Origin of the sequence: Bacillus sp. JJ664, assembly GCF_036962205.1 — a bacterium.
Taxonomy (GTDB): domain Bacteria; phylum Bacillota; class Bacilli; order Bacillales; family Bacillaceae_G; genus Gottfriedia.
Genome location: NZ_JBALMS010000056.1, coordinates 26,904 through 48,161, shown reverse-complemented (window position 1 = coordinate 48,161; position 21,258 = coordinate 26,904). Strand labels below are relative to the sequence as shown.

Genomic DNA, 21,258 nt, shown 5'->3' with positions numbered 1-21,258 from the left:
AACTAGAGTAATTAAGCTGAGGTGAAATGATGAATTTTGAACAAATGGAGTATATTGTATATGTTGCCAATGAACAGTCTGTTACAAAAGCAGCTGAAAAATTATTTATATCACCTTCAGGGATGAGCCAATCAATTACTCAATTAGAAAATGAGCTTGGAATTAAGATCTTTAATAGGTCTAAGCAAGGTGTTACACCCACATATGAAGGAAATATTGTCATTTCAAAAGCGATTCATTTACTAAAAACCATAAATGAATTAAACAATGAAATCTATGATTTTAAAAATACGAATGAAAAGCATATGAAAATATTAACTGCACCTGCTTTTTCATATATCCTCCAAGAAACAATGGTAAATTTTAAAAACAAGGATGTTACATATGAGGTTGTAGAAGAAAATCCTGCAAATATTATACAGAATTTTAATAAAAATAATTTTAACTTTGCATTTGTTGCTGCAACAAAGGATGAATTACAAAAAGAAAAAAACATCTGTTTTGAATACTTAACAAAAGGACATTATTGTATAGCAGTTGGTAAAAAATCCCCTTTTTATTCATTAGATTTCGTAACACCAAAGGATTTAGTGCAGACAAAAATCGTCATGTATAAAAATTCCGATTATAAAAAATTGCAAAAAATTACGAAAATGAATCCTAAAAACGTAATTCTTACATCAAACAGAAGTGGTCTCTTACTTGAGTTAGTAAAGGAGAGTAAGGCAGTATTATACCTTTATGATTTCTCTATCAAAAAACGTCCGATCGTTTTAAGTGAAGATATTAAAGTAATTCCTATAAAAGTGGATCATTTTATTGAAGTCGATTTTTGGATCATTTATTTAGAATCGAAAGGTTTAACGCCTTTAGCTCAGGAATTTATTAATGAATTTAAAAATTACTTAAATTGATATATCTTTTGTTCCTCACTTGTTAGAAGAGTAGAAAATATAGGTTATTTTATAACAATAACAGAAGCTCTAAATTAAAAGTGCCTGCCCAATGTTTTTAAGTCAGGCACTTTTTTGTTCATGTTACATAGTAACTCCAATAATTATTGCACCCTACCTCAAAAAATACTATTTCATTGCACAAAAATTGCACTGACATACTAGAAACAATAGAAATATCAGTCAATCATTGCATAAAATTATATTGACAAATTGAAGTAATGGACTTATTTGACCTAAAATATTCCGTATCACTTAATAATACTCATACGCTGTAATTGACAGGGTAGGGGTCGCTGGTTCAAGTCCAGTTGGGATCATACGAAAAACCCCTTGTTTATCAAGGGGGATTTTCTTTGCAAATGAATGTAAAAGTGACTAAACAAAATATTGGTCACTATCTGGTCACACTTACTAAGAAATAATTTAAAATTAAATTTAAGGAATTGACGGGAATGGAAGAAAGGGTGATCCTAATATAATCTTGTTTTTAAATGTGTATTTACAATAAATTTGTATAATAACGTTTCAAAAGAAGAGTACGTTATTGAAGTACCTGTAATAAGTTATTTAAAAGTCAATGTTCTTATTGACCCCTATAATACAGAAAATATTATAAGTTACTATGAATGTCCTGTTCTGATGAGTTATTTAATGGTTTATTACAAGGATATGTAAATGAAGCTCTAAATCATTCTGAAAAGGAAGAGTTAGTTCAAATAAGAAATGTGATTAAGGACGCGTTTAAGCACAATATGAGTTCGGTAATTTATCTTCTGGATTGGTACAAAACGGAAGAGAATTATCCAGGGGCACTAAAGGGGTTTATGTATTCCTATGATGGAGAGATTTGGATAATTATCCCAAACATTATTTTGGGGAATAGTACGGCTTCCAATCTGAACATTCCCCGGTCAAGTAGACAGTAGTTTAAAAAGAGCTCAAACAAAACTAAGCACAGACCGTAGTTCGATATTCAATCGTACTGCGGTTTTCTAATTTAGCTTGGAACCTTTCATTAGTGATTAAGGAAAATGGTTATGAGAACTTGGTGATTTAGTTACCTTGTTAATATACCAATCTTTTTAAATATTTCTACGGGTGTATACCACGAAACGTAAAACCTGAATAAGTTTGCACAGTCGTTTTTTTAGTTAAATTGGGATTTAGTTTTAGCTTTATCTTTTCATCTAATTTTCCCTCAAATGTTTTATATCTTCTTTTGGTGGTAAACCAAACATGCGAGAATATTCACGACTGAATTGTGATGGACTTTCATATCCCACTCGAAATGCGACATCAGCTGCATCAGAAGACTCTGACAATAACAATTGCCGTGCTTTTTGTAATCTTATTTGTTTTTGGAATTGAATAGGGCTCATCGCGGTTACCTCTTTAAAGTGGCGATGGAATGAAGAAACACTCATATTTGCTTTTTCCGCAAGTTGCTCAATCCGAAAAGAGCGATCATAGTTATGTATGATCTGAACGATAACGTCTTTTATAAGATAGGTAGTACTTCCTTCTATTGCCAATTGTTCCAGAGTACTTCCATGTGGTCCTTGCAAAACTCTGTAGAGAATTTCCTTGGTAATTAGAGGAGCAAGTATCGGAATATCATTAGGATGATCAAGCAAACGAATTAATCTAATTACGGCATCCAACAACGATAACTCCATCGGGCCGACAAACATGCCTCGCTTAGCATTCTCTTTCTTTCTTTCTTTCTAGCTTGCATCCTAAAGTCACGTAAAACATCTAAGATTTGACTTGGTGTAAATTCTAGACTGAGTGCTAGATAAGGAATATCCGAAGAAGCAGCCACAACTTGCCCAGCGACTGGCAGGTCAACTGATGAGACAAGGTAATCGGAGGGACTGTATCTAAAGCGTTCATTTAAAAGCATTACCTCCTTCGCTCCCTGAACGATAATACATAAAGATGGTTTATAAACAGTGTGAATTGGATCCGTAACATTAGATCGGCGGATAAAATTTAATGAAGGAATCTTGGTCGAGTGAACACCATCCATTCCTGAATAACGCTCTATTTGTTCGGCAAGTTCAAACAGCTGCTTATTTTTTTCAGGCATAAGATAGTCCCCCTATTTTTTTATTCTTGTAAGTAAGTTCCATTTTAATTCAAAGTCGAATTTTGGGAAAGTAGTAGTAATAGGTTTAGGCAATCATTTGGTAAAAATGTAATACAGTTCGTTCTTACTCAAACTTCTTTTATAGCAAGAGGTTTTTTTGTTTTATAAGAGTAATTAATTTATAATGAAACAATTTTATGGGGCAGAAAGATGATATTAATTTAAATTTATTTAGGCCAATTCCTTATACTAAACTTTTCATGAAGTTTTCCTTTACACATATATTTTATATTTCACTTCCAAACGAAATTTGACGGGGGTAAAAAATTAATCTAAAATAATGAGTGAGTAACTCACTCATTTTCCGTTGAAAGGAAGAAACTTAAAAATGACAAAATCCAATATTTTACCTGATTTATTTTTTCGTAAATTTAATCAAAGAAAAAATGCAAAGAAATTAGTAATTAATACTGAACATATGATAAACGAAGAAAAGTATGTAACTATTGGAGGAATTGAACAGTGGATTACGGTTCGAGGTGAAGATAAGAGAAACCCTATTCTTTTTTTTATTCATGGTGGTCCTGCCTCTACTTACTCCGTTTTTAATTCTTTATTAAGGTCTTGGGAAAAGCATTTTACTCTTGTTCAATGGGATCAACGTGGTGCTGGGAAAACTTTTAAAAAAAATGGGAAAGAAGGCAGTGGTACAATTACGCTTAACCAGTTAATGGAAGATGGAATTGAATTATCTAGTGTAATTTGTAATCAGCTTGAGCAAGATAAAATTATTTTAATAGGCAGTTCTGTTGGAAGTCTTATCGCTACGTTAATGATCAAACAAAGACCAGATCTCTTTTTTGCATATGTAGGGACTGATCAAAACTGTGTTGATACCGACAACCTTGCATATCAATTGGCTATTGAAGCTTTGGAAAAAACAGGAAATACTAGAAATCTAGATGTTTTGAAAAAAATAGGGCCAGATCATACAAAATGGACAATGAAAGAATATGATAAAAGAAATCAGATACTAGTTAAGACTATTAAAAATGTGCCTAATATGATTATGGATTTGATGTTGCCGGCTATGCTTTCATCTCCTCAACATAGTATAATAGATATAATCGATATTTTAAAAGGGATGAAATTTTCAGGGGATCAATTGTTTAACGAGTTAATGAATTTTGATTATAGAAGTTTGGGAAAAGAGTTTTCAATTCCTTTTTTTATTTTTCATGGGGATCAAGATATCATTACTCCTACCAAAAATGCAGAACGATTTTTTCAAGAGATTAATGCTCCTTTAAAAGAGTTTGTTTATATAAAAAATGCGGGACATTTAGCTTGCTTCGCTAGACCAGAGCAATTCTTAATAGAATTAATTGAAAGAGTAAGACAATTAGCAATGAGTAGTAAGAAGTAACATGAGTAAGAATGTATAAATTGGAGTGAGTTAGTTGTTAGAAAAGGATTCTAATCCTCAAACTGATAGAAAAGAACTTATAAAGCAAGCTGCTTTAAAAAATTTTGCTCTGAATGGATATAAAAATACCAAAACAAGCGTAATTGCAACTGAAGCAAATGTAAGTGAAGGCTTAATTTTTCGACACTTTCATTCAAAAGCAGAATTGTTTTTTAAAATTATAGAGGGTTTAATGATTGAGTCTCAAAGTGAACTGAGTTCTTTGTCATCTTTTCCAGGAAGTCCTTATCAACAATTAAAGATGCTAACTGAACATATGTTAGACGATAATCATAAATATGCATTTATGATTATTCAACAAGCGAGGAACGACAAGGAAGTTCCAGAAAAAGTGACTGATTTATTATCAAAATATTCACCTGACTATATAATTGATTTACTTATACCAATATTTATAAAAGGTCAAGAAAATGGGGAATTCGTACTAGTAGAAAATCCACGGAAATTACTGGTATGGTACTTCAATGTGATCAATAGTTTAACCATTCAAGATCAAGTCGATCCTCAATTTGGTTTGCCGACTCCTGATTTTTTGATGAAAATGTTAAAAGCTTAAGAGACACCTGATTTAATCAAAGCCTAGAAAATTGGTGAGAGACTGCTCCTTAAAAGTGTCATATAAATTGAGGAGGCAAAATAAACTTAAACATTGAATAAGACTAGCTTGATAGCTAGTCTATTTAACGTTCATTACATAAATGTTGCATTTGTAAAGATAAAACGTCTTATTGATTAGTTTCATCACTTGAAGTAAAATCTGCTATCAATGACTCGGAAAACATCCTTTGTATCAGGATATAACTGTTTAGACTTATTCATTTACATATATAGAAGGGGAGGAATAAACAAAATGGATTATATAAAATTTGGGAATACAGGATTAGACGTATCTAGACTTTGCCTTGGTTGTATGGGGTTTGGAGATGCAAAACGTTGGATTCATCCATGGGTAATCGATGAGGAAAGTAGCCGTACAATCATTAAAAAAGCACTTGATGTAGGTATCAATTTTTTTGATACGGCGAATGTTTATTCAGATGGTACTAGTGAGGAATTTTTAGGTAGAGCTTTAAAAGATTATGCCAATAGGGATGAGATTGTCCTTGCAACGAAGGTTTACTTCCCTATGCATAAAGGGCCTAACGGTTCCGGTCTTTCACGTAAGCATATTATGAGTGAAATTGATAAAAGTCTAAAACGCCTTGGAACGGATTATGTTGATCTATATCAAATACATCGTTGGGATTACCAAACACCAATCGAAGAAACAATGGAGGCACTTCATGATTTAGTGAAGGCTGGAAAGGTAAGGTACATCGGTGCTTCTGCAATGTATGCATGGCAATTCTTAAAGGCTTTACATGTGGCTGAGAAGAATGGCTGGCCGAGATTTGTTTCGATGCAAAATCATCTTAACCTCATTTACCGTGAAGAGGAGAGAGAGATGTTACCACTATGTAAAGAAGAAAAAATCGGCGTTATTCCATATAGTCCACTTGCATCTGGAAGATTAACTCGAGATTGGTCAGAAACGACGCTTCGATCTGAAACTGATGATACGCAAAAATCTAAATACGATGCCACTGAAAATACAGATCGTCTTGTTGTAGAACGAGTTGCAGAAATCGCAGAAAAACTAGGGGTAACAAGATCACAAATCGCACTTGCTTGGTTACTGCAGAAAGAACCAGTCGCTGCGCCTATTATAGGTGCAACAAAAATTTCACATCTTGAAAATTCTGTTGGTGCTCTATCAGTTAAGCTAACAACTGAAGAAGTTGCTTATTTAGAGGAGCCATATGTTCCACATCCAGTCGTTGGTGCGCTTAGTTCAAATTAATGTTGTAACCTCATGTTTAACAAGAGGTTTTTTACTGTATAATCAGCCTGTGGAAAACAAAATATTACCTTTCAGACTGTTGACAAACGCTCGCTTTCTTCGTTGCTTCACCTACTTGGGGTGCTCATTACCGTCAAAGGTAACTCCGCTCCTCATCCGGCTTTGCGCCTCGAAAGACAAGCGTTTTCAATCAGTCTGAATCTCTTAGTTTTTGTACTTTGTCTACAAACTGAAAGCACTGTATAACAGGGCTTTTACACCTCAACTACTATTTTAATTGTTATATTCCTCGTCCGTTACTAGTTCAAACCATTCAGGTGTACCAGCAGTGATTGCAATGTGCTCAAACTAGCTGTCTTTTGTAACACCATGCCAATGTTTTATACCATCATAGGTGACAATTACAACACCGGCTTTAAAGAACTGAGCAGGTTTTCCTTCTTCCTGGTACCAACCTTCGCCACCTGTTACATATAAAAATTGAAATCCATTATGATGTTTAAGCAGTTATTTCTGCATCCTGGTTCAAAGGTTACATTCCCAACACCAACACTTACTTTAGGGTCAGCAATTAATGTTTTTAGATAACTTTGACCAACAAAAAATTGTGCATATGCTTCATTTTTCACGCCTACTGGGAAAATAACACCATTTTTTGCTTTTTCATGTTTTGCCATTGCAATTCCTCCAAAAAACTGTATGATGATCCAATTAGAACTGTTGGACTAAAAATTGTTGAATAATCAAAAAATAGCTCAATGAAATTGAAATTGTGGTATATTTTATAGGAAACTAGTAAATTTTGAGGTTACATAACATGAAAAAAATAAAATTAAAAGACATCATACCTTATTTACTAATGTTCCCAGCTTTATTGATTGGAATTTTAGCAATGGTAACGTATGGCGTATCTTCAAGTATTTGGATACAAAATATAATAATTTGGATAGTTGGATCCATTTTAGGTTTTGTCTTTTTAACGAAAACAAAGCATAAACAATACGGTAAATTGATTGATCAACGACCTATTATCATTATAGCTTTATTGATAGCGCCTTTTTGGTTTAATGGCTTAGATGGTATTCATCGATGGATCCAATTTGGACCACTAAATTTTTATATAGCAAGTATTGTTCTGCCATTACTATTGATTTATTTATGGAAACTGGTAGGGAACAAACAGTATGTTTATGCAATTGGACTAAACTTTGTTGTTCTAGTAGTATTGTTTCTTCATCCAGATGCAGGGCAGGTAACAGCATTCGCATGCGCTACTTCTATACTCCTTTGGCACAAAATGAATATTAACTTACTAAATTTATGTAACTTAACAATTACAACAACTATTGTTATCATGTCTTGGATTTTTCTCGATGATTTAGCTGCAGTTCCTTATGTAGAACACATACTATTTTTAGTTAAAGACATGGGGGTAATGTGGTTCATATTCGGTTTAATGTCTCTATTATTGTTACTATTTCCATTCTTCTTTAATGGGAAAAGAACGACCATATCACTTACATTAGGTGTTTATTTTCTTGTGATGATGCTTGTAACCTTTTTTGGACATTTCCCAATGCCAATCATGGGATACGGAATATCACCAATTATCGGATATATAATTGCTATTTCATATCTTAATAAAATTAATAGATGACACTAGTTCATAGATGTCATTATATATAAAAAACTATTGTTTAATGTATCTTTTAAACAGTAGTTTTTTATTTTTTTGGTAGACTTGTATTTGACTCCTAACTTAGCTGGAAGATCATTGAGTTTCTTTTCATTGAACGTAAAAGTAAGAAATATTAATAGATGAATCTGATAGTAGGACATGCATCAAAACATACGAATGAATAGAAAATCAAAAGCTGCATATCATTTCAGCTTTTTTTATTTGTGATTGCATTAAAGTAATTAAGTCCAAAGCTTGACACATGTTTTGGACTTAATCTATTTACTCAGAAAATGTTTATATATATTTTTTAGCTGATACAGAGGATTGACAGTCATTTTTATAATTGTCTTGTTGAGAAGATGTTAATAAACTGAAAAGTTTCTCTTTTCAGAAAAAATATTGGCGTTTTGTAAAGTAGTTGACAGAAAAAGCAGTTCTGCATCTTATATGATAGGGATACAAAGCGATTAGGACGAGCTAAGAATCGTATAATGTCCTTTTTGTTTTTCAATAATTCCTTTTTCACAAAGATCATTCATCACATACGATACGCTAACACGTGAGGAACCAACAACGTATGCGAGTTCTTGATGAGTAAAAGGTATGGTGATTTTCACACCAATTTTTGTTTCGGTTCCATAGGCTGTTGCAAGTTGACGAAGCATGGTTAACACACGTGTCTCCACATCCGAAAAACTCATTAATTTGGTTTGAAGGAGAAGAGCAGATTGTTTTTCACTAAGTGATCGAAGTGTTTTTAGGATAAGTGGCTCTTCTTTTAGCACGACGGTTTGAAATGAGATTTTTGGGATTCTTAATAATCGAACAGACGATGAAGTAGAAGCGTTATACGCACACATTTCGTTTGTCCATACAGCTCCTTCACCCAAAATGTGCCCAACACCAACGATATACAGATGTCGTTCGGAACCACTAGGCGATAACAAAAAGACCCGTACTCGACCTTCTAAAACAAGGTATACATACGGATGGTGTTCGTCTTGTTGAAACAATATAGTTTCAGCCGGAAGCAAGACTTCAGTACTACAAAACTGAAATGGAGATGCTTCCCATTCACCATGTTCAAACCAGAGAGATTGATGCTTCATATTATCACCCCATCGATAACTAATTTTATGAAAACGCTAACATTTAATAAAGGGAGGCTTACAAATGATTCACCCATTTAATGACAAACGAAACCTTTTTCCAACACTTACCGAAACTATTCATTTATCAAGTTGCTCACAAAGTGCAATCTCGTCTCCAGTCAAACAAGCGATCGAATCGTATCTAACAAGCTGGACTGAAAATGGAATGGACTGGGAAGGTTGGATGGACAAAGTGTATGAGGCAAAAGTCGCTTTCGCGCGTCTCATCAATGCTTCACCAGAAGAAATCGCAGTGTTATCAAGTGTTTCAGATGCCGCTTCATCATTTGCTGCATCCCTTGATTTTTCAGGAAAACGCAAAAAAGTTGTTACAACGGATATTGATTTTCCATGTATTGGCCACGTGTGGCTATCGCAAGAACGACGCGGGGCAAAGGTGACGTTTCTAGAGGAGACAAAACATTACATTCAACTTGAACAGTATGAACAACAAGTCGATCAATCAACACTTGTGACGTCTGTCCCACATGTTTCTTATTATAATGGCTTCATTCAAGATATAAAAGCCATTTCCGAGATTACAAAAAAGAATGGATCGCTACTTTTTGTTGATGCATACCAATCTGCAGGAAGTGTACCAATTGATGTGAAAAAAATGGGGATTGACGTACTTGCGACTGGAGCACAGAAATTCTTACTCGGTATTCCTGGCATTAGCTTCTTATATGTCAACAAAGATCTAGCTGAAAGCCTACACCCTCCAACAACTGGTTGGTTTAGTCGTGTGAACCCATTTTCTTTCAATCCACGACTACTTGATTATGCAGAGGGAACAAGTCGATTTGATACAGGCACTCCCATGATGATTAATGCTTACGCAGCTGAAGCAGGGATTTCACTATTGAATGATATTGGCGTACATAAAATTGAAGCTTATCTTCGCGAACTATCTCAAGTTGCCATTGAAACTGCAGATAGGCTTGGGTTAATGATTGCAAGTCCCCTCGAATTATCAAAAAAAGGAAGCAATACAGCCATTCGCCTGGAGAATGCAGCACAAGTTGAAAAAATCTTAAAATCAAAAAACATTGTTGTATCTGCTCGAAATGATGTATTACGGGTAGCGCCGCATTTTTACAATACAGCTGATGAAGTAGTTCGTGCGATAGAGGAAATCGCCTATGTTATTCGGAATCAGTAACAAAAATCAGTTTGTTCAAAAAATCTAGAAAACAACCTGTATATACAATTTCTTAGCATTGGGAAAACGATGCTGATTGTCAATTTACTTGTATTAGGTAGTTATTTATCGGAGAAGGATTCAAGCGGACAGTTTTTACGTTTGTTAGCATAATTATCGCAAGCATAAGTGTCGACTGGAAGCTTTCCTATAGTAAACAAATCCAACATAAAGGTGGCGAAACAAATGAATGAAAACAAATCAGTCGTCGAACGTGAAGGTGGATTAAATCGTTCACTCACAAGTAAGCAGTTAACAATGATTGGGATTGGCGGAGCAATTGGTACAGGACTCTTTATGGGAAGTGGGATTGCAATTGGTTACGCAGGTCCTGGCGTGATTCTTAGCTATCTCATTGCAGCATTTATTGCCGTTATCATGATGTTTAGTTTATCTGAAATGGCTGTAGTGCACCCAACTGCTGGTAGTTTTGGAACATACGCTGAGATGTATCTCAATCCATGGTCAGGTTTTCTCATTCGCTACACATACTGGGCAGCTCAAGTAATCGCCATTGGCGGAGAAGCTGTTGCGGTCGGACTTTACATGCAGTATTGGTTCCCAAGCATTCCGGTTTGGTTATGGACACTTGGATTTGGGGCGGCCATTGTTCTAGTTAACAGTCGCTCAGTATCAAATTTCGGGTCGATTGAATACTGGTTTGCAATGATCAAAGTCGTTGCGATTGTACTATTTATCATCTTCGGGATTTCATTATTATTCGGCATAGGACATTCAGAAGCAGTTGGATTTCACCACTATACAGATCAAAATGGATTTTTACCAAATGGATTTAAAGGGGTTTGGATGGCAGTACTAATGGCAATATTTAGTTTTTATGGAGTTGAAATCGTAGCGGTTACTGCGGGCGAGAGTAAAGACCCTCAAAAAGCCGTTCCAAAAGCAATGAAAAGCATGGTTTTGCGTTTGTTCTTATTTTATATTTTATCCCTTGCTATCATTGTCGCAGTTGTTCCTTGGACCCAAGCTGGTGCGCACGAAGTCGCTCAATCACCATTTGTAAAAATATTTGACAGTTCAGGTATACGTTATGCAGCAGGAATCATGAACTTTGTCATCTTAACGGCAGCATTATCCAGTATGAACACAAATTTATATTTAACATCTAGAATGTTATTTTCATTATCTCGTGGAAGTTACGCACCAAAAGCACTTGGTCAACTATCGAAAAATGGTACACCGGTTACAGCAATTATCATTTCAAGTGCAGGTGTTATTATCGCGAGCGTTTTATCAATGTATTATCCAGATACATTTAATAAACTATTTGGCATATCAATCTTCGGTGGAATTCTCGTATGGATCGTAATTTTAATTAGTCATCTTAGATTCCGTAAGACGGTTCACCTTCATTTTGAAGGACCACTACCAATTAAAGCACCACTTTTCCCTGTTCTTCAGTGGATAGGAATTTGTCTCTTAAGTGGCATTCTCATTACAATGGCATTCTCACCAGATTGGAATTCAGCGTGGAAAATTGGTGTACCATGGGTAGTAATCGTATCGATTGGTTATTGGTTATCGAAAAAGAATGGAATTATAAATAAACAAGATAAATCAAACGACCTAACTCAATAAAAACAAACGACCTATCCATTTTTGGAAGGTCGTTTTGTTTGAATTTGACTGAAATGATAATAGATACTAAAGAAGTAAGAGAAGTTGAACGGAGCGTAAGGTGCTCGACTCCTATGGGAATTGTGGTATCCAATACTTAGTAACATTGGATACATATATCCTCTAATATTTATCATTGCTACCACGAAAAATATATTCTGTCATTACTTCTTATTAAATCTTTTGTTATTACTTAAACCCTATGAATTACTCGATTCAAATCTATCGTTTATAGTGAAATAGTAAGAGGGAATCTATATTTTGTAATACTTTTTTCCTGATATTCACGATTATATAACTGAATATTCATAATATATTGTAAAAAATATTTTAGTGTACTATGATTAAATGTAAGCGAATACATATGCCGTTGCTCATTCCTTCCTTTTTCGGATTGAATCCCGCTCGGTATACCTTGTTCGGGAGGAAATGAAGTGTACAGTAAGGATACTATTTACATTATTGGTGATTCAAAGACCGCATCTAATAATCCAATCATGCAGCAATTTAATGCTTTCTTTATTGGATTGGTTGTTGATCGAACGTCTCATTTAATCGTTGATGCTGATTGTTCAGCTACGATTTCTTTGACTTCATCTTTTGTGAAACATTTATTCGTCGGACATTCAGTATTAGATCTGGATACTGTCGTCAATGAAATTAATACACGTTACTTTGGTTCGTCACAGAAAGCTTTGATCGTCGCGTTTAAAAATGCACAGATTAAATACAAGCAAATCATTGAGTCATAATGCTGCTTTATCTATTAGCGTAGATGAAATCCAGCTATTAGCAGGGCATGCCCTTTCTAATAGTTGGATTTTCATTTTTTATAACATGATTTAAAGGTGATTATTTATTTTCCTTTATTAGATTGATAGTTTAATAAGTTACATCAGGAATAACTAAGGCTTCACCGAAGATGAACAAGAAGTCTTCGTTAAAATATGGAGAGGAGCTTTAACATGAAAAAGACAAAAAAATGGGTATTGAGCTTATGTGTAACAGGTACGTTACTATCAACAATGACATTCCAAGCATTTGCAAATTCACCGGAGGTACTTCATCCTGGTGAAACTGCATATGTAGATGTATCAGTTTCAACTCAGTGGACAACGAATGGTAGATTCCAAGTTAGAGATATTGATGCACCTTCTTTAAGCAATCCAGTTGATCCGTGGAAATGGTCAGCAAATATGCAGGACAGCGAGGTTCGTCGCTGGCTTACAGGTAAACTTGAAACACAAGCGGTGTATGGATCGAAAGTAGTAATTCTACAGGAAGTTGGTGACTGGGTGCAAGTAGCAGTAGAAGGTCAGCCTACTCCACGAAATCCTTTAGGATATCCAGGATGGATGCCAAAGAGGCAGTTAACAACGGATGATCGACTAGAAAATTTAAATGATGCGCCATTTATTATGGTATCTAGTCCAACAGCTTGGTTGTATGACGGAAAAGCATTACAACATAAGTTTATGGAAGTTAGCTTCAATACACGCTTACCTGTCATTAAAGATTTTGGAAATGTCGTTATGGTCGCAACGCCAGATGATGGAAATAAGTTTATTAAGAAAGAAGATGTTGCAATCTATCAAAACGAAAACGAGTTTCCGGAAGCAACTCCTGAAGAATTAATCAAAACTGCGAAGAAATTCCTTGGCTTGCGCTATTTATGGGCAGGTGTTTCAGGTTTTGGATTTGATTGCTCTGGATTCACTTATTCGATTCATAAGGCATATGGTATAACGATTCCACGAGACTCAGGCCCACAATCTAAAAACGGGAAAATAGTTAGTAAGGATGAGATTCAACCTGGCGATCTACTATTCTTTGCGTCCAATAATGGGACTGGTTCTGTTCATCACGTATCAATGTATATCGGTGACGGTCTAATGATTCATGCGCCTAACGCTTCTAAGAATGTTGAAATCATTCCGTTAAATACTCCAGGTTATATTGAGGAATTCTCAGGTGCTAGACGTTACTGGGCAGAATAATAGAATAGTAAGATAGAAGAAGAAGGCTCCGATTGGAGCCTTTTTATATTCTTCTGAACAACTTCAAATTAGAAATTTCCAAAAGATAACTATTCATTAATAATTTTATAATCAATATTGAAGCATTACTTTAAAATCATTAAGAAGTGGGAGACATGAACTCAATTTGTTTTTATTAAAAATAGTTAAATGAACCATACTAACCTCTATAGAAACTATTAGAGGTGCTTATTTTGTTCCGATTAATTTATCAAATCATCTTAATTGGTTTATGTTCCATACTTTTTGGATTTGCTTATAACACATTTTTAATCCCTCATAAATTGGCTTCCGGGGGAGTTACAGGGATTGCTTTTATGATTCATCATTTTTTACATGTCAATACCGGATGGATTGTTTTCATTATCAATATACCATTATTTATTTTGGGTATTAAATTTCTAGGTAAAAGATTTATACTGTATACCATTTATTCTGTTGCCGTTTTATCTTTCAGTTTGAAAGTAATTCCTATCCAACCAATAACCAATGATATTCTTCTGTCATCCATAATAGGCGGTGCTCTCTATGGAATTGCTGTGGGACTTATTATTCGGACTGGCGGTTCAACAGGCGGAACGGATATCATTAGCCTGATTCTCTCCCAAAAAAAGAATACGCAGGTTGGCTTTTTAAGTGCTTGTATGAATCTTTTGGTTGTTGGTACTTCAGGGTTTATATTTGGATGGAATATCACTTTATATACGATTATTGCTATTTATGTTGCTGGTCGAGCAGTTGATATGGTTTACACAACACAAAACAAATTAACCTTAAGGATTGTTACAGAGAAGGGAGACCAGTTAATCGAAGCCCTAATCCATTTACATCAAAGAGGGATTACAGTACATAATGCTGAAGGTGCCTACTCTCATAAACCCAAAAAAGTCCTAATTACTGTCATTACAAGATTCGAACTGAGTGAAACAAAACATGCCATCAAAGTAATAGATCCTAATGCTTTTGTAAACATTTCGCAAACTCTCGAAGTGATGGGGCAGTTTAGGAAAACTTAAAGTAATAGAGCCTAGTTTCATTTTTATAAATGAATCTGTTTTTTGCTAGGTGGGCTACATTTGTAGTCCACTTTTACTTATGCCATCTGTAAACTTTAAATTTGAGTAGATCGTTCAAAGCGAGTTTGATTATTCAAAAGTAAATTAAGTGACAAAAAATGTAGTAATATTATAAAAAGAAAATCATAATCCAAAAATAAGGGGAGAGCACATTGGAAAATAGTCAGTTTAGATGGAGCAATGAACAATTACGAAAGCATGTTAGTATACTAGATGGCATTAGCGCTCCACATATTTTATTAACAAATGCAACATATTTAAATACATATATACGCGAATGGGTAAAGGCAAATATTTGGATTTATGAAGATCGAATTTTATATGTAGGGGAAAAACTACCAGATCAAATTGACGGTTGTGAGGTAATTGATTGTGAAGGTCAGTTTTTAGTACCTGGATATATAGAGCCTCACTCACATCCATATCAATTATATAATCCACTTACACTAGCAAAGCACGCGGCACAAGCAGGTACAACAACTTTAATTAATGATAATCTAACCTTTTTTCTTCAACTTCAAAGAGATAGTGCATTTTCATTGTTAGATGATTTCCAAAATATAAACACAAGTATGTACTGGTGGTGTCGTTTTGATGGACAAACTGAGACGCCAAACAATAAGCAAATTTTTAACAATGAAGACATTTTAGCCTGGCTTAAGCGTAAAGATGTTCTTCAAGGTGGCGAGCTAACAGCATGGCCAAGACTATTAAATGGCGATAATCAGATGTTAACTTGGATACAAGAAACAAAGAAGTTACATAAAAAAGTGGAAGGGCATTTTCCAGGAGCATCTGAAATAACACTATCAAAACTAATGTTATTAGGAGCAGATTGTGATCATGAAGCAATGACAGGTCAAGAAGCAATGGCTAGATTAATGCAAGGTTACACTGTTTCACTTAGAAATTCTTCTATTCGTCCAGATTTAGAGATTCTATTAAAAGAACTACTGGAGTTAGGTGTACAACAATTTGACAGATTTTTCTTTACAACGGATGGTTCACATCCTCACTTTTATGAAAACGGTATGAATGATGCAATGATTAAGAGTGCTATTGAACAAGGAGTACCATTAGTTGATGCGTATCATATGGCCAGTTATAACATTGCACGTTATTATAATATGGAACATCTACATGGTTCGATTGCTACAGGTAGAATTGCCAATATTAATGTTTTGGAAAGTAAAGAGAACCCAACACCTATAAGTGTTATTGCAAAAGGAACATGGGTCAAACGTGATGGGATAAATATGAATGATCCATCATACATCGAATGGGATCAATATAAAATTATGCCATTACAATTAAACTGGTCTTTACATAAGCATGATATGAATTATACAAATCAATATGGGATTGAATTAGTAAATAATGTAATCACTAAGCCTTATGTTAGTGAGATGAATTTAGAATGTGATGAACTTTTAATACATCATGATGAATGTTTTCTCATGCTGATTGCTAGAGATGGTACTTGGAAAATCAATACGTTGGTGAAAGGCTTCGCTAACCAACTAAAAGGCTTTGCGAGTTCTTATTCAACTACAGGTGATATCATACTTATTGGAAAAAGTAAGGAAGATATGCTAAAAGCATTTGATAGATTGAAAGAAATTGGTGGAGGAATCGTATTAGTTGAAGGAATGAAAATCTTACATGAGATACCTTTACCATTGACAGGTATTATGTCTAATACGGATATGTACTCTTTGATACAAGAAGAGAAAATCATGATACAGTTACTTCAGAAACGAGGTTATCGTTTTGATGATCCGGCATTTACACTCTTATTCTTTTCTGCAACACATCTACCTTTTATTAGAGTAACACCTAGTGGATTAATTGATGTGAAAAATAGAAAAGTTTTGGTAACACCAGATAAGAGAATAGTAACAAGTGATGAAGAGAAAAATTAGCTTGAATTTCATTAAAGAAAATTAGTCAAATTGAGAAGATGTAAGCCATTGGGTTCTTTGCTTTTTGTAAAGTTTATGTCCAGTAATTAGTATAAAAGAGCATGATTTTAATTCATTGTAGAATCTTTTTGTTATAAATGATCATAAAAAAATAATATATCAAGATAGCAAAAAGAATTGAAAAATCATTAGATTTGAAACGTAATTATACGTATTTGAAAATGAACCAAAAAAATTTTTGTTTACAAAATTAAACTGCAGTAGTATATTAACCAACATAATAAAAATTTAATGACCTATGATCGCTTAATCTATTTAGAGCGGGGGAACCAAATTTGTGCAAATGCACTTGGGGTGAATCCTTTAGTAAGGTAGGGCTACTCTTAAAAGCCCGAATCCGACAGCTAACCTCGTCAGCGTGTTAAGAGAAGGTTCCTATTTGTGCGTAAAAAGACACTAGGTATCCTTGTGTCTTTTTTGTGTTCAAAAGGCTTTTCGACCATAGTCATATGGAAGAAGGGGTAAATGAAAAGGAAAAAACGCATGACTTCAAATGATTCAAGACAGGAAATTTGTAAGTAGATTATTAGTTTACAAGTTGAAATGATGTCAATCTAGTTACCTTCTAATGTAATTTTTAATACATTAGAAGATAGCAACACAAATTAAATAACCTACGATCGCTGAGTTCAATTAAGAAACACCAGTACCTAATTCCAGAAAAAATGACTTTCTTTTTAGATTGTTTAATGTTTGACGGGGCAGGTTACTGGTCGAAATGTTTTATGAATTGAAGCGGGGGAACCAATTTTTTTGTGCAAATGCACTTGGGGTGAATCCTTTTTTAAAGGTAGGGCTACTTTTTAGGCCCGAATCCGACAGCTAACCTCGTAAGCGTGTGAAGAGGAGGTTTCCTTAATGATGTCTTTTTTAGGCACTGGGGATTCTCCAGTGTCTTTTTGTTGTGTCTAAATTTAAAAACAAGGGGAGAAAAAATATGAAACACCCATCTGATTATATGGAAATTGGTTTATTTATTTTAGCAATCTTTGCAATATGGTATTCCATTTCAAACTTTAGTAGTCTAAAACGATTCTTTATTGGAAGGCCTATGAGAACTTCTGAAATTAATGCGCAGCATAATAAATTGATTTGGTTTATAGCTTTACCAATACTTGCTGCGGACCTTTATTCATCTGTCTCTTACGGACCAGAGGCAGGAATTACCGAACTAATTGGACTTGGTTCAAAAGCAAGTTGGTTTATTATACCGATCACAATCGCAACAGTTATCCTTCTAGGCATACTAATTATTTCATACATTATGGGAATATTAGCCTATCCAAATGGTGGGGGAGCGTATGCAATTGCAAAAGACAATTTTAAACAACGATGGGTTTCACTCGTCGCTTCAAGTGCGCTTTTAGTTGATTATATTTTAACTGTAGCAGTTTCAGTCTCTGCTGCACTTGAGGCAGTGGCATCAGCTTATCCAAGTATCGCGCATTATGAAACGGTTTTAGCAATATTTTGTGTATTTATCTTATTAGTTGTTAACCTTCGTGGCGTTGCGGAATCGGCAAAAATATTTGCATGGCCAACTTTTGGATTTATGCTTTGTATGTTACTTTTAATTTTTACTGGATTTTTTGATGAATTCCAAAATGGATTTGTTCAGCATCATACACCTACATTTGGTACTGTTCCAGAAGGATTGAGTATTTTAATTGTACTAAAAGCGTTTAGTTCAGCTTGTTCTGCCTTAACTGGAATTGAAACGATATCAAATGCAGTTCCAATATTTAGAGAACCAAGACAAAAAAATGCCATTAAAACATATATAGCTCTTGGGGTCATTACTTCTGTAACATTACTTGGGTATGCCTATCATTTATATGTTAATGGTATTACACCAGATCCAAACGATACAATGTTGTCACAACTGATTCAGGTTTACTTTGGACACGGAATACTGTATCAAATTATCATTTGGTTTACATTTATTATTTTAATTTTAGCAGCAAATTCGACGTTTACAGGATTCTCGCAGTTAGCGGCAATTGTAGCTGCAGATGGTTTTTTACCAAGAGGATTAATGAACCGAGGAGATCGTCTAGGTTATTCAAACGGTATTATAGCGCTTGCAGCAGGAGCGAGTATACTCATCATTGCATTTCAAGCACATACGAATTCTCTGATCCCACTTTATGCAATCGGTGTATTTCTTTCATTTACGATTGCACAATTTGGATTAACAAGAAGATGGAAACGAGTGAAAGGGCCAAATTGGCAAGTAAAATTAGCCATCAATACAGTCGGCTTATTTGTTACTTCGATTGTCACTATTATATTCGCAGTTACAAAGTTCTCAGATGGTGCATGGGTTGTATTAGTTGTTATTCCGGCTATCATATTATTTTCTTTAGCAATCTACAAACATTATCAAAATGTAGCAAATGAATTAAGAATCGATTTAAGTTCCTTCAAGCCCGAAACGAATAAAGTCGTAACGATTGTATTAGTTTCTGGTACACATCGAGTTGTTCATAATACACTTTCTTTCGCAAAAAGTATGTCTGAAGACCTGATTGCAGTGTATGTTGGCTTCGATGATGAATCCATTGAAAAGATGGAAGAAAAATGGGAAGAATGGGGAACTCCTTGTCGACTAGTTGTGCTAAAGAGCCCATATAGATCAGTATTAGAACCTTTATCAAGGTTTATTAAATTAGTTGAAGCAAAAGAGCCAAGTAATCATATCCAAATTGTCATACCGCAATTTATTCCAAAAAAATGGTGGCATAATCTTTTACACAATCAAACAGCTCTATTACTTCGATTATGGCTAATTAGACAGAAAGAAGTTGTCATTACTACAGTGCCTTATCATTTAAGAAAATAGTGAAAAAACAGCATGGGGTTTATTCCATGCTGTTTTTATTTTGAAAATGCAAATACTATTTCATTTGCCGTCCAAATTAATTGTAAAAGACTAATTTATATAATATTGCAATTCAGATGTAAGAAATTTAATAAAGTGTTTTTCTATTTTAGTAGGTTGTCTATTCTTTGTGTAAATTAACCCAAGAGAAACATTTATAGGTTCATAGTCCAATATATCAACCTCAATAATTTTTCCTTCTAATAAGTACGTATTATTTTTTATAGCAAAATCAGGAGCAAAAGTGATGGCCATGCCTGATGAAACTGTTCTTGAGAGTTCTTCTGTTTGGTTCGAAGAATATAATATATTCATTTTTCCAAATGTATTTTGAAAATGATTAGTGAACCATTTTATATAATCCCCGTTATACAGCACAATTTCTTGTTGTAGAATTTCTTCTGGTGTGATTGTTTTTTTTAAGGCAAATGGTGAATCACTACTTACATAAACCTTCATGGTCCCTTCGAGAATTTGTTCTAAATGTAGATTCTCTATATTTTTTAATAAATCCTCGTATATACAAATTAAGCCGATTTCCGCCTTATTCTGTTGAATATATTCAACTGTCAGTTCCGTAATATTTTCTGACATTTCAACAGTTAAATTAGCGTATAAATTCTTAAATTCCATTAATGGTTTTATTAAATGAGTCATGAAAGCTGGAATAGTAGAGACGCGAAGGTTACCAGAATGTATGTCTAATATTTTTCTAGCCTCATCAATTAATTCACCATATTTTAACAAAACTTCATTTGCTTTATGAATAATGATAGAACCTTCGTTTGTTTGTACGACACCAGAGCGAGATCGTTCAAATATTTTGACCCCAAGTTCTTCTTCAATCTTTTTAATATCTTGACTAACGCCAGATTGGCTTATATGAAGATTCTGCCCAGCAGTAGAAAATGATCCCGTTTTAGCGACTTCAACAAGTACTTCTAATTTTTGTATGTGCATATTGTGACCACCTTTTTTACATAAACCCTAAATTAGTAATTATGTTTAATGATGAAAAATTCCTCTAATTTTAAGTATTAAAATTTGTGAACATCTTATTACAAATCTTAATTTTACTAAGTAACTTTCGAGTTATACAATTAGTTCAAATAATTCTTAATTTTCAAAATAAATTGAAAGGATGATATTTAGACAATTTAATCTTTAAATAATGTTCTCTTAAATCCCTTTGATTTGCAAGCGTTTTCTTTTTATTCAAACTGTTACATGTGATTGTGAAA

At 34.1% G+C, this 21,258-nt stretch carries 14 protein-coding genes, 2 pseudogenes and 2 riboswitches; of the genes and pseudogenes, 12 read left to right on the top strand and 4 right to left on the bottom strand.

What is annotated here, in order from left to right; translation table 11 throughout:
• Window positions 1–29: 29 nt before the first annotated feature.
• Window positions 30–914, top strand: a complete 885-nt coding sequence (locus V7056_RS10660) for a LysR family transcriptional regulator (protein WP_499701756.1) — start codon at window positions 30–32, stop codon at window positions 912–914.
• Between the two features lie 1,229 nt (window positions 915–2,143).
• Here V7056_RS10660 and V7056_RS10655 read toward each other — a convergent pair.
• A pseudogene (locus V7056_RS10655) lies at window positions 2,144–3,045 on the bottom strand (AraC family transcriptional regulator).
• Between the two features lie 388 nt (window positions 3,046–3,433).
• Here V7056_RS10655 and V7056_RS10650 point away from each other — a divergent pair.
• From V7056_RS10650 to V7056_RS10640, 3 genes are all read left to right on the top strand, one after another.
• The gene (locus V7056_RS10650; RefSeq protein ID WP_499701754.1) at window positions 3,434–4,471 is read left to right on the top strand and encodes an alpha/beta fold hydrolase; all 1,038 of its coding nucleotides are present in this window, start codon (window positions 3,434–3,436) and stop codon (window positions 4,469–4,471) included.
• Window positions 4,472–4,505: 34 nt separating this feature from the next.
• Window positions 4,506–5,087, top strand: a complete 582-nt coding sequence (locus V7056_RS10645) for a TetR/AcrR family transcriptional regulator (RefSeq protein WP_499701752.1) — start codon at window positions 4,506–4,508, stop codon at window positions 5,085–5,087.
• A 294-nt stretch (window positions 5,088–5,381) separates the two neighbouring features.
• Window positions 5,382–6,371, top strand: coding sequence for an aldo/keto reductase (locus V7056_RS10640; RefSeq protein WP_499701750.1), 990 nt, complete (start codon window positions 5,382–5,384; stop codon window positions 6,369–6,371).
• A gap of 273 nt (window positions 6,372–6,644) precedes the next feature.
• Here the strand turns inward: V7056_RS10640 and V7056_RS10635 are convergent.
• A pseudogene (locus tag V7056_RS10635) lies at window positions 6,645–7,048 on the bottom strand (cupin domain-containing protein).
• A 140-nt stretch (window positions 7,049–7,188) separates the two neighbouring features.
• Between V7056_RS10635 and V7056_RS10630 the strand changes: the two are divergent.
• Complete coding sequence (locus V7056_RS10630; protein WP_499701748.1) at window positions 7,189–8,028, top strand: hypothetical protein; 840 nt, start codon at window positions 7,189–7,191, stop codon at window positions 8,026–8,028.
• 491 nt (window positions 8,029–8,519) lie between these two features.
• Here V7056_RS10630 and V7056_RS10625 read toward each other — a convergent pair whose 3' ends face one another.
• On the bottom strand, window positions 8,520–9,161 hold the full coding sequence (locus tag V7056_RS10625) for a Crp/Fnr family transcriptional regulator (RefSeq protein ID WP_499701746.1): 642 nt from the start codon (window positions 9,159–9,161) through the stop codon (window positions 8,520–8,522).
• Window positions 9,162–9,225: 64 nt separating this feature from the next.
• Between V7056_RS10625 and V7056_RS10620 the strand changes: the two genes are divergently transcribed.
• The 7 genes from V7056_RS10620 (at window position 9,226) to kimA (ending at window position 19,978) form a co-directional block, all read left to right on the top strand.
• Window positions 9,226–10,365, top strand: coding sequence for an aminotransferase class V-fold PLP-dependent enzyme (locus V7056_RS10620; protein WP_499701744.1), 1,140 nt, complete (start codon window positions 9,226–9,228; stop codon window positions 10,363–10,365).
• A gap of 225 nt (window positions 10,366–10,590) precedes the next feature.
• Complete coding sequence (locus tag V7056_RS10615) at window positions 10,591–12,003, top strand: amino acid permease (protein WP_499701743.1); 1,413 nt, start codon at window positions 10,591–10,593, stop codon at window positions 12,001–12,003.
• A gap of 473 nt (window positions 12,004–12,476) precedes the next feature.
• Window positions 12,477–12,794, top strand: coding sequence for a DUF3870 domain-containing protein (locus V7056_RS10610; protein WP_499701741.1), 318 nt, complete (start codon window positions 12,477–12,479; stop codon window positions 12,792–12,794).
• 213 nt (window positions 12,795–13,007) lie between these two features.
• On the top strand, window positions 13,008–14,039 hold the full coding sequence (locus V7056_RS10605; protein ID WP_499701739.1) for a C40 family peptidase: 1,032 nt from the start codon (window positions 13,008–13,010) through the stop codon (window positions 14,037–14,039).
• Between the two features lie 233 nt (window positions 14,040–14,272).
• Entirely contained in the window at window positions 14,273–15,094 is an 822-nt protein-coding gene (locus V7056_RS10600; protein ID WP_377896728.1) for a YitT family protein, read from the top strand.
• A 212-nt stretch (window positions 15,095–15,306) separates the two neighbouring features.
• Window positions 15,307–17,076, top strand: coding sequence for an adenine deaminase C-terminal domain-containing protein (locus V7056_RS10595; protein WP_499701736.1), 1,770 nt, complete (start codon window positions 15,307–15,309; stop codon window positions 17,074–17,076).
• 293 nt (window positions 17,077–17,369) lie between these two features.
• A riboswitch (cyclic di-AMP (ydaO/yuaA leader) is annotated at window positions 17,370–17,511 on the top strand.
• A gap of 334 nt (window positions 17,512–17,845) precedes the next feature.
• Window positions 17,846–17,989, top strand: a riboswitch (cyclic di-AMP (ydaO/yuaA leader).
• 84 nt (window positions 17,990–18,073) lie between these two features.
• Entirely contained in the window at window positions 18,074–19,978 is a 1,905-nt protein-coding gene (kimA, locus tag V7056_RS10590; protein WP_499701734.1) for a potassium transporter KimA, read from the top strand.
• Window positions 19,979–20,068: 90 nt separating this feature from the next.
• On the opposite strand, the gene V7056_RS10585 is transcribed toward kimA, so the two are convergent.
• On the bottom strand, window positions 20,069–20,977 hold the full coding sequence (locus tag V7056_RS10585) for a LysR family transcriptional regulator (RefSeq protein WP_499701732.1): 909 nt from the start codon (window positions 20,975–20,977) through the stop codon (window positions 20,069–20,071).
• Window positions 20,978–21,258 lie beyond the last annotated feature (281 nt).

Coding starts and splice junctions, on each gene's coding strand:
- V7056_RS10660 (WP_499701756.1), top strand. CDS start 30: ATGAATTTTGAACAAATGGAGTATATTGTATATGTTGCCAATGAACAG.
- V7056_RS10650 (WP_499701754.1), top strand. CDS start 3,434: ATGACAAAATCCAATATTTTACCTGATTTATTTTTTCGTAAATTTAAT.
- V7056_RS10640 (WP_499701750.1), top strand. CDS start 5,382: ATGGATTATATAAAATTTGGGAATACAGGATTAGACGTATCTAGACTT.
- V7056_RS10630 (WP_499701748.1), top strand. CDS start 7,189: ATGAAAAAAATAAAATTAAAAGACATCATACCTTATTTACTAATGTTC.
- V7056_RS10625 (WP_499701746.1), bottom strand. CDS start 9,161: ATGAAGCATCAATCTCTCTGGTTTGAACATGGTGAATGGGAAGCATCT.
- V7056_RS10620 (WP_499701744.1), top strand. CDS start 9,226: ATGATTCACCCATTTAATGACAAACGAAACCTTTTTCCAACACTTACC.
- V7056_RS10615 (WP_499701743.1), top strand. CDS start 10,591: ATGAATGAAAACAAATCAGTCGTCGAACGTGAAGGTGGATTAAATCGT.
- V7056_RS10605 (WP_499701739.1), top strand. CDS start 13,008: ATGAAAAAGACAAAAAAATGGGTATTGAGCTTATGTGTAACAGGTACG.
- kimA (WP_499701734.1), top strand. CDS start 18,074: ATGAAACACCCATCTGATTATATGGAAATTGGTTTATTTATTTTAGCA.
- V7056_RS10585 (WP_499701732.1), bottom strand. CDS start 20,977: ATGCACATACAAAAATTAGAAGTACTTGTTGAAGTCGCTAAAACGGGA.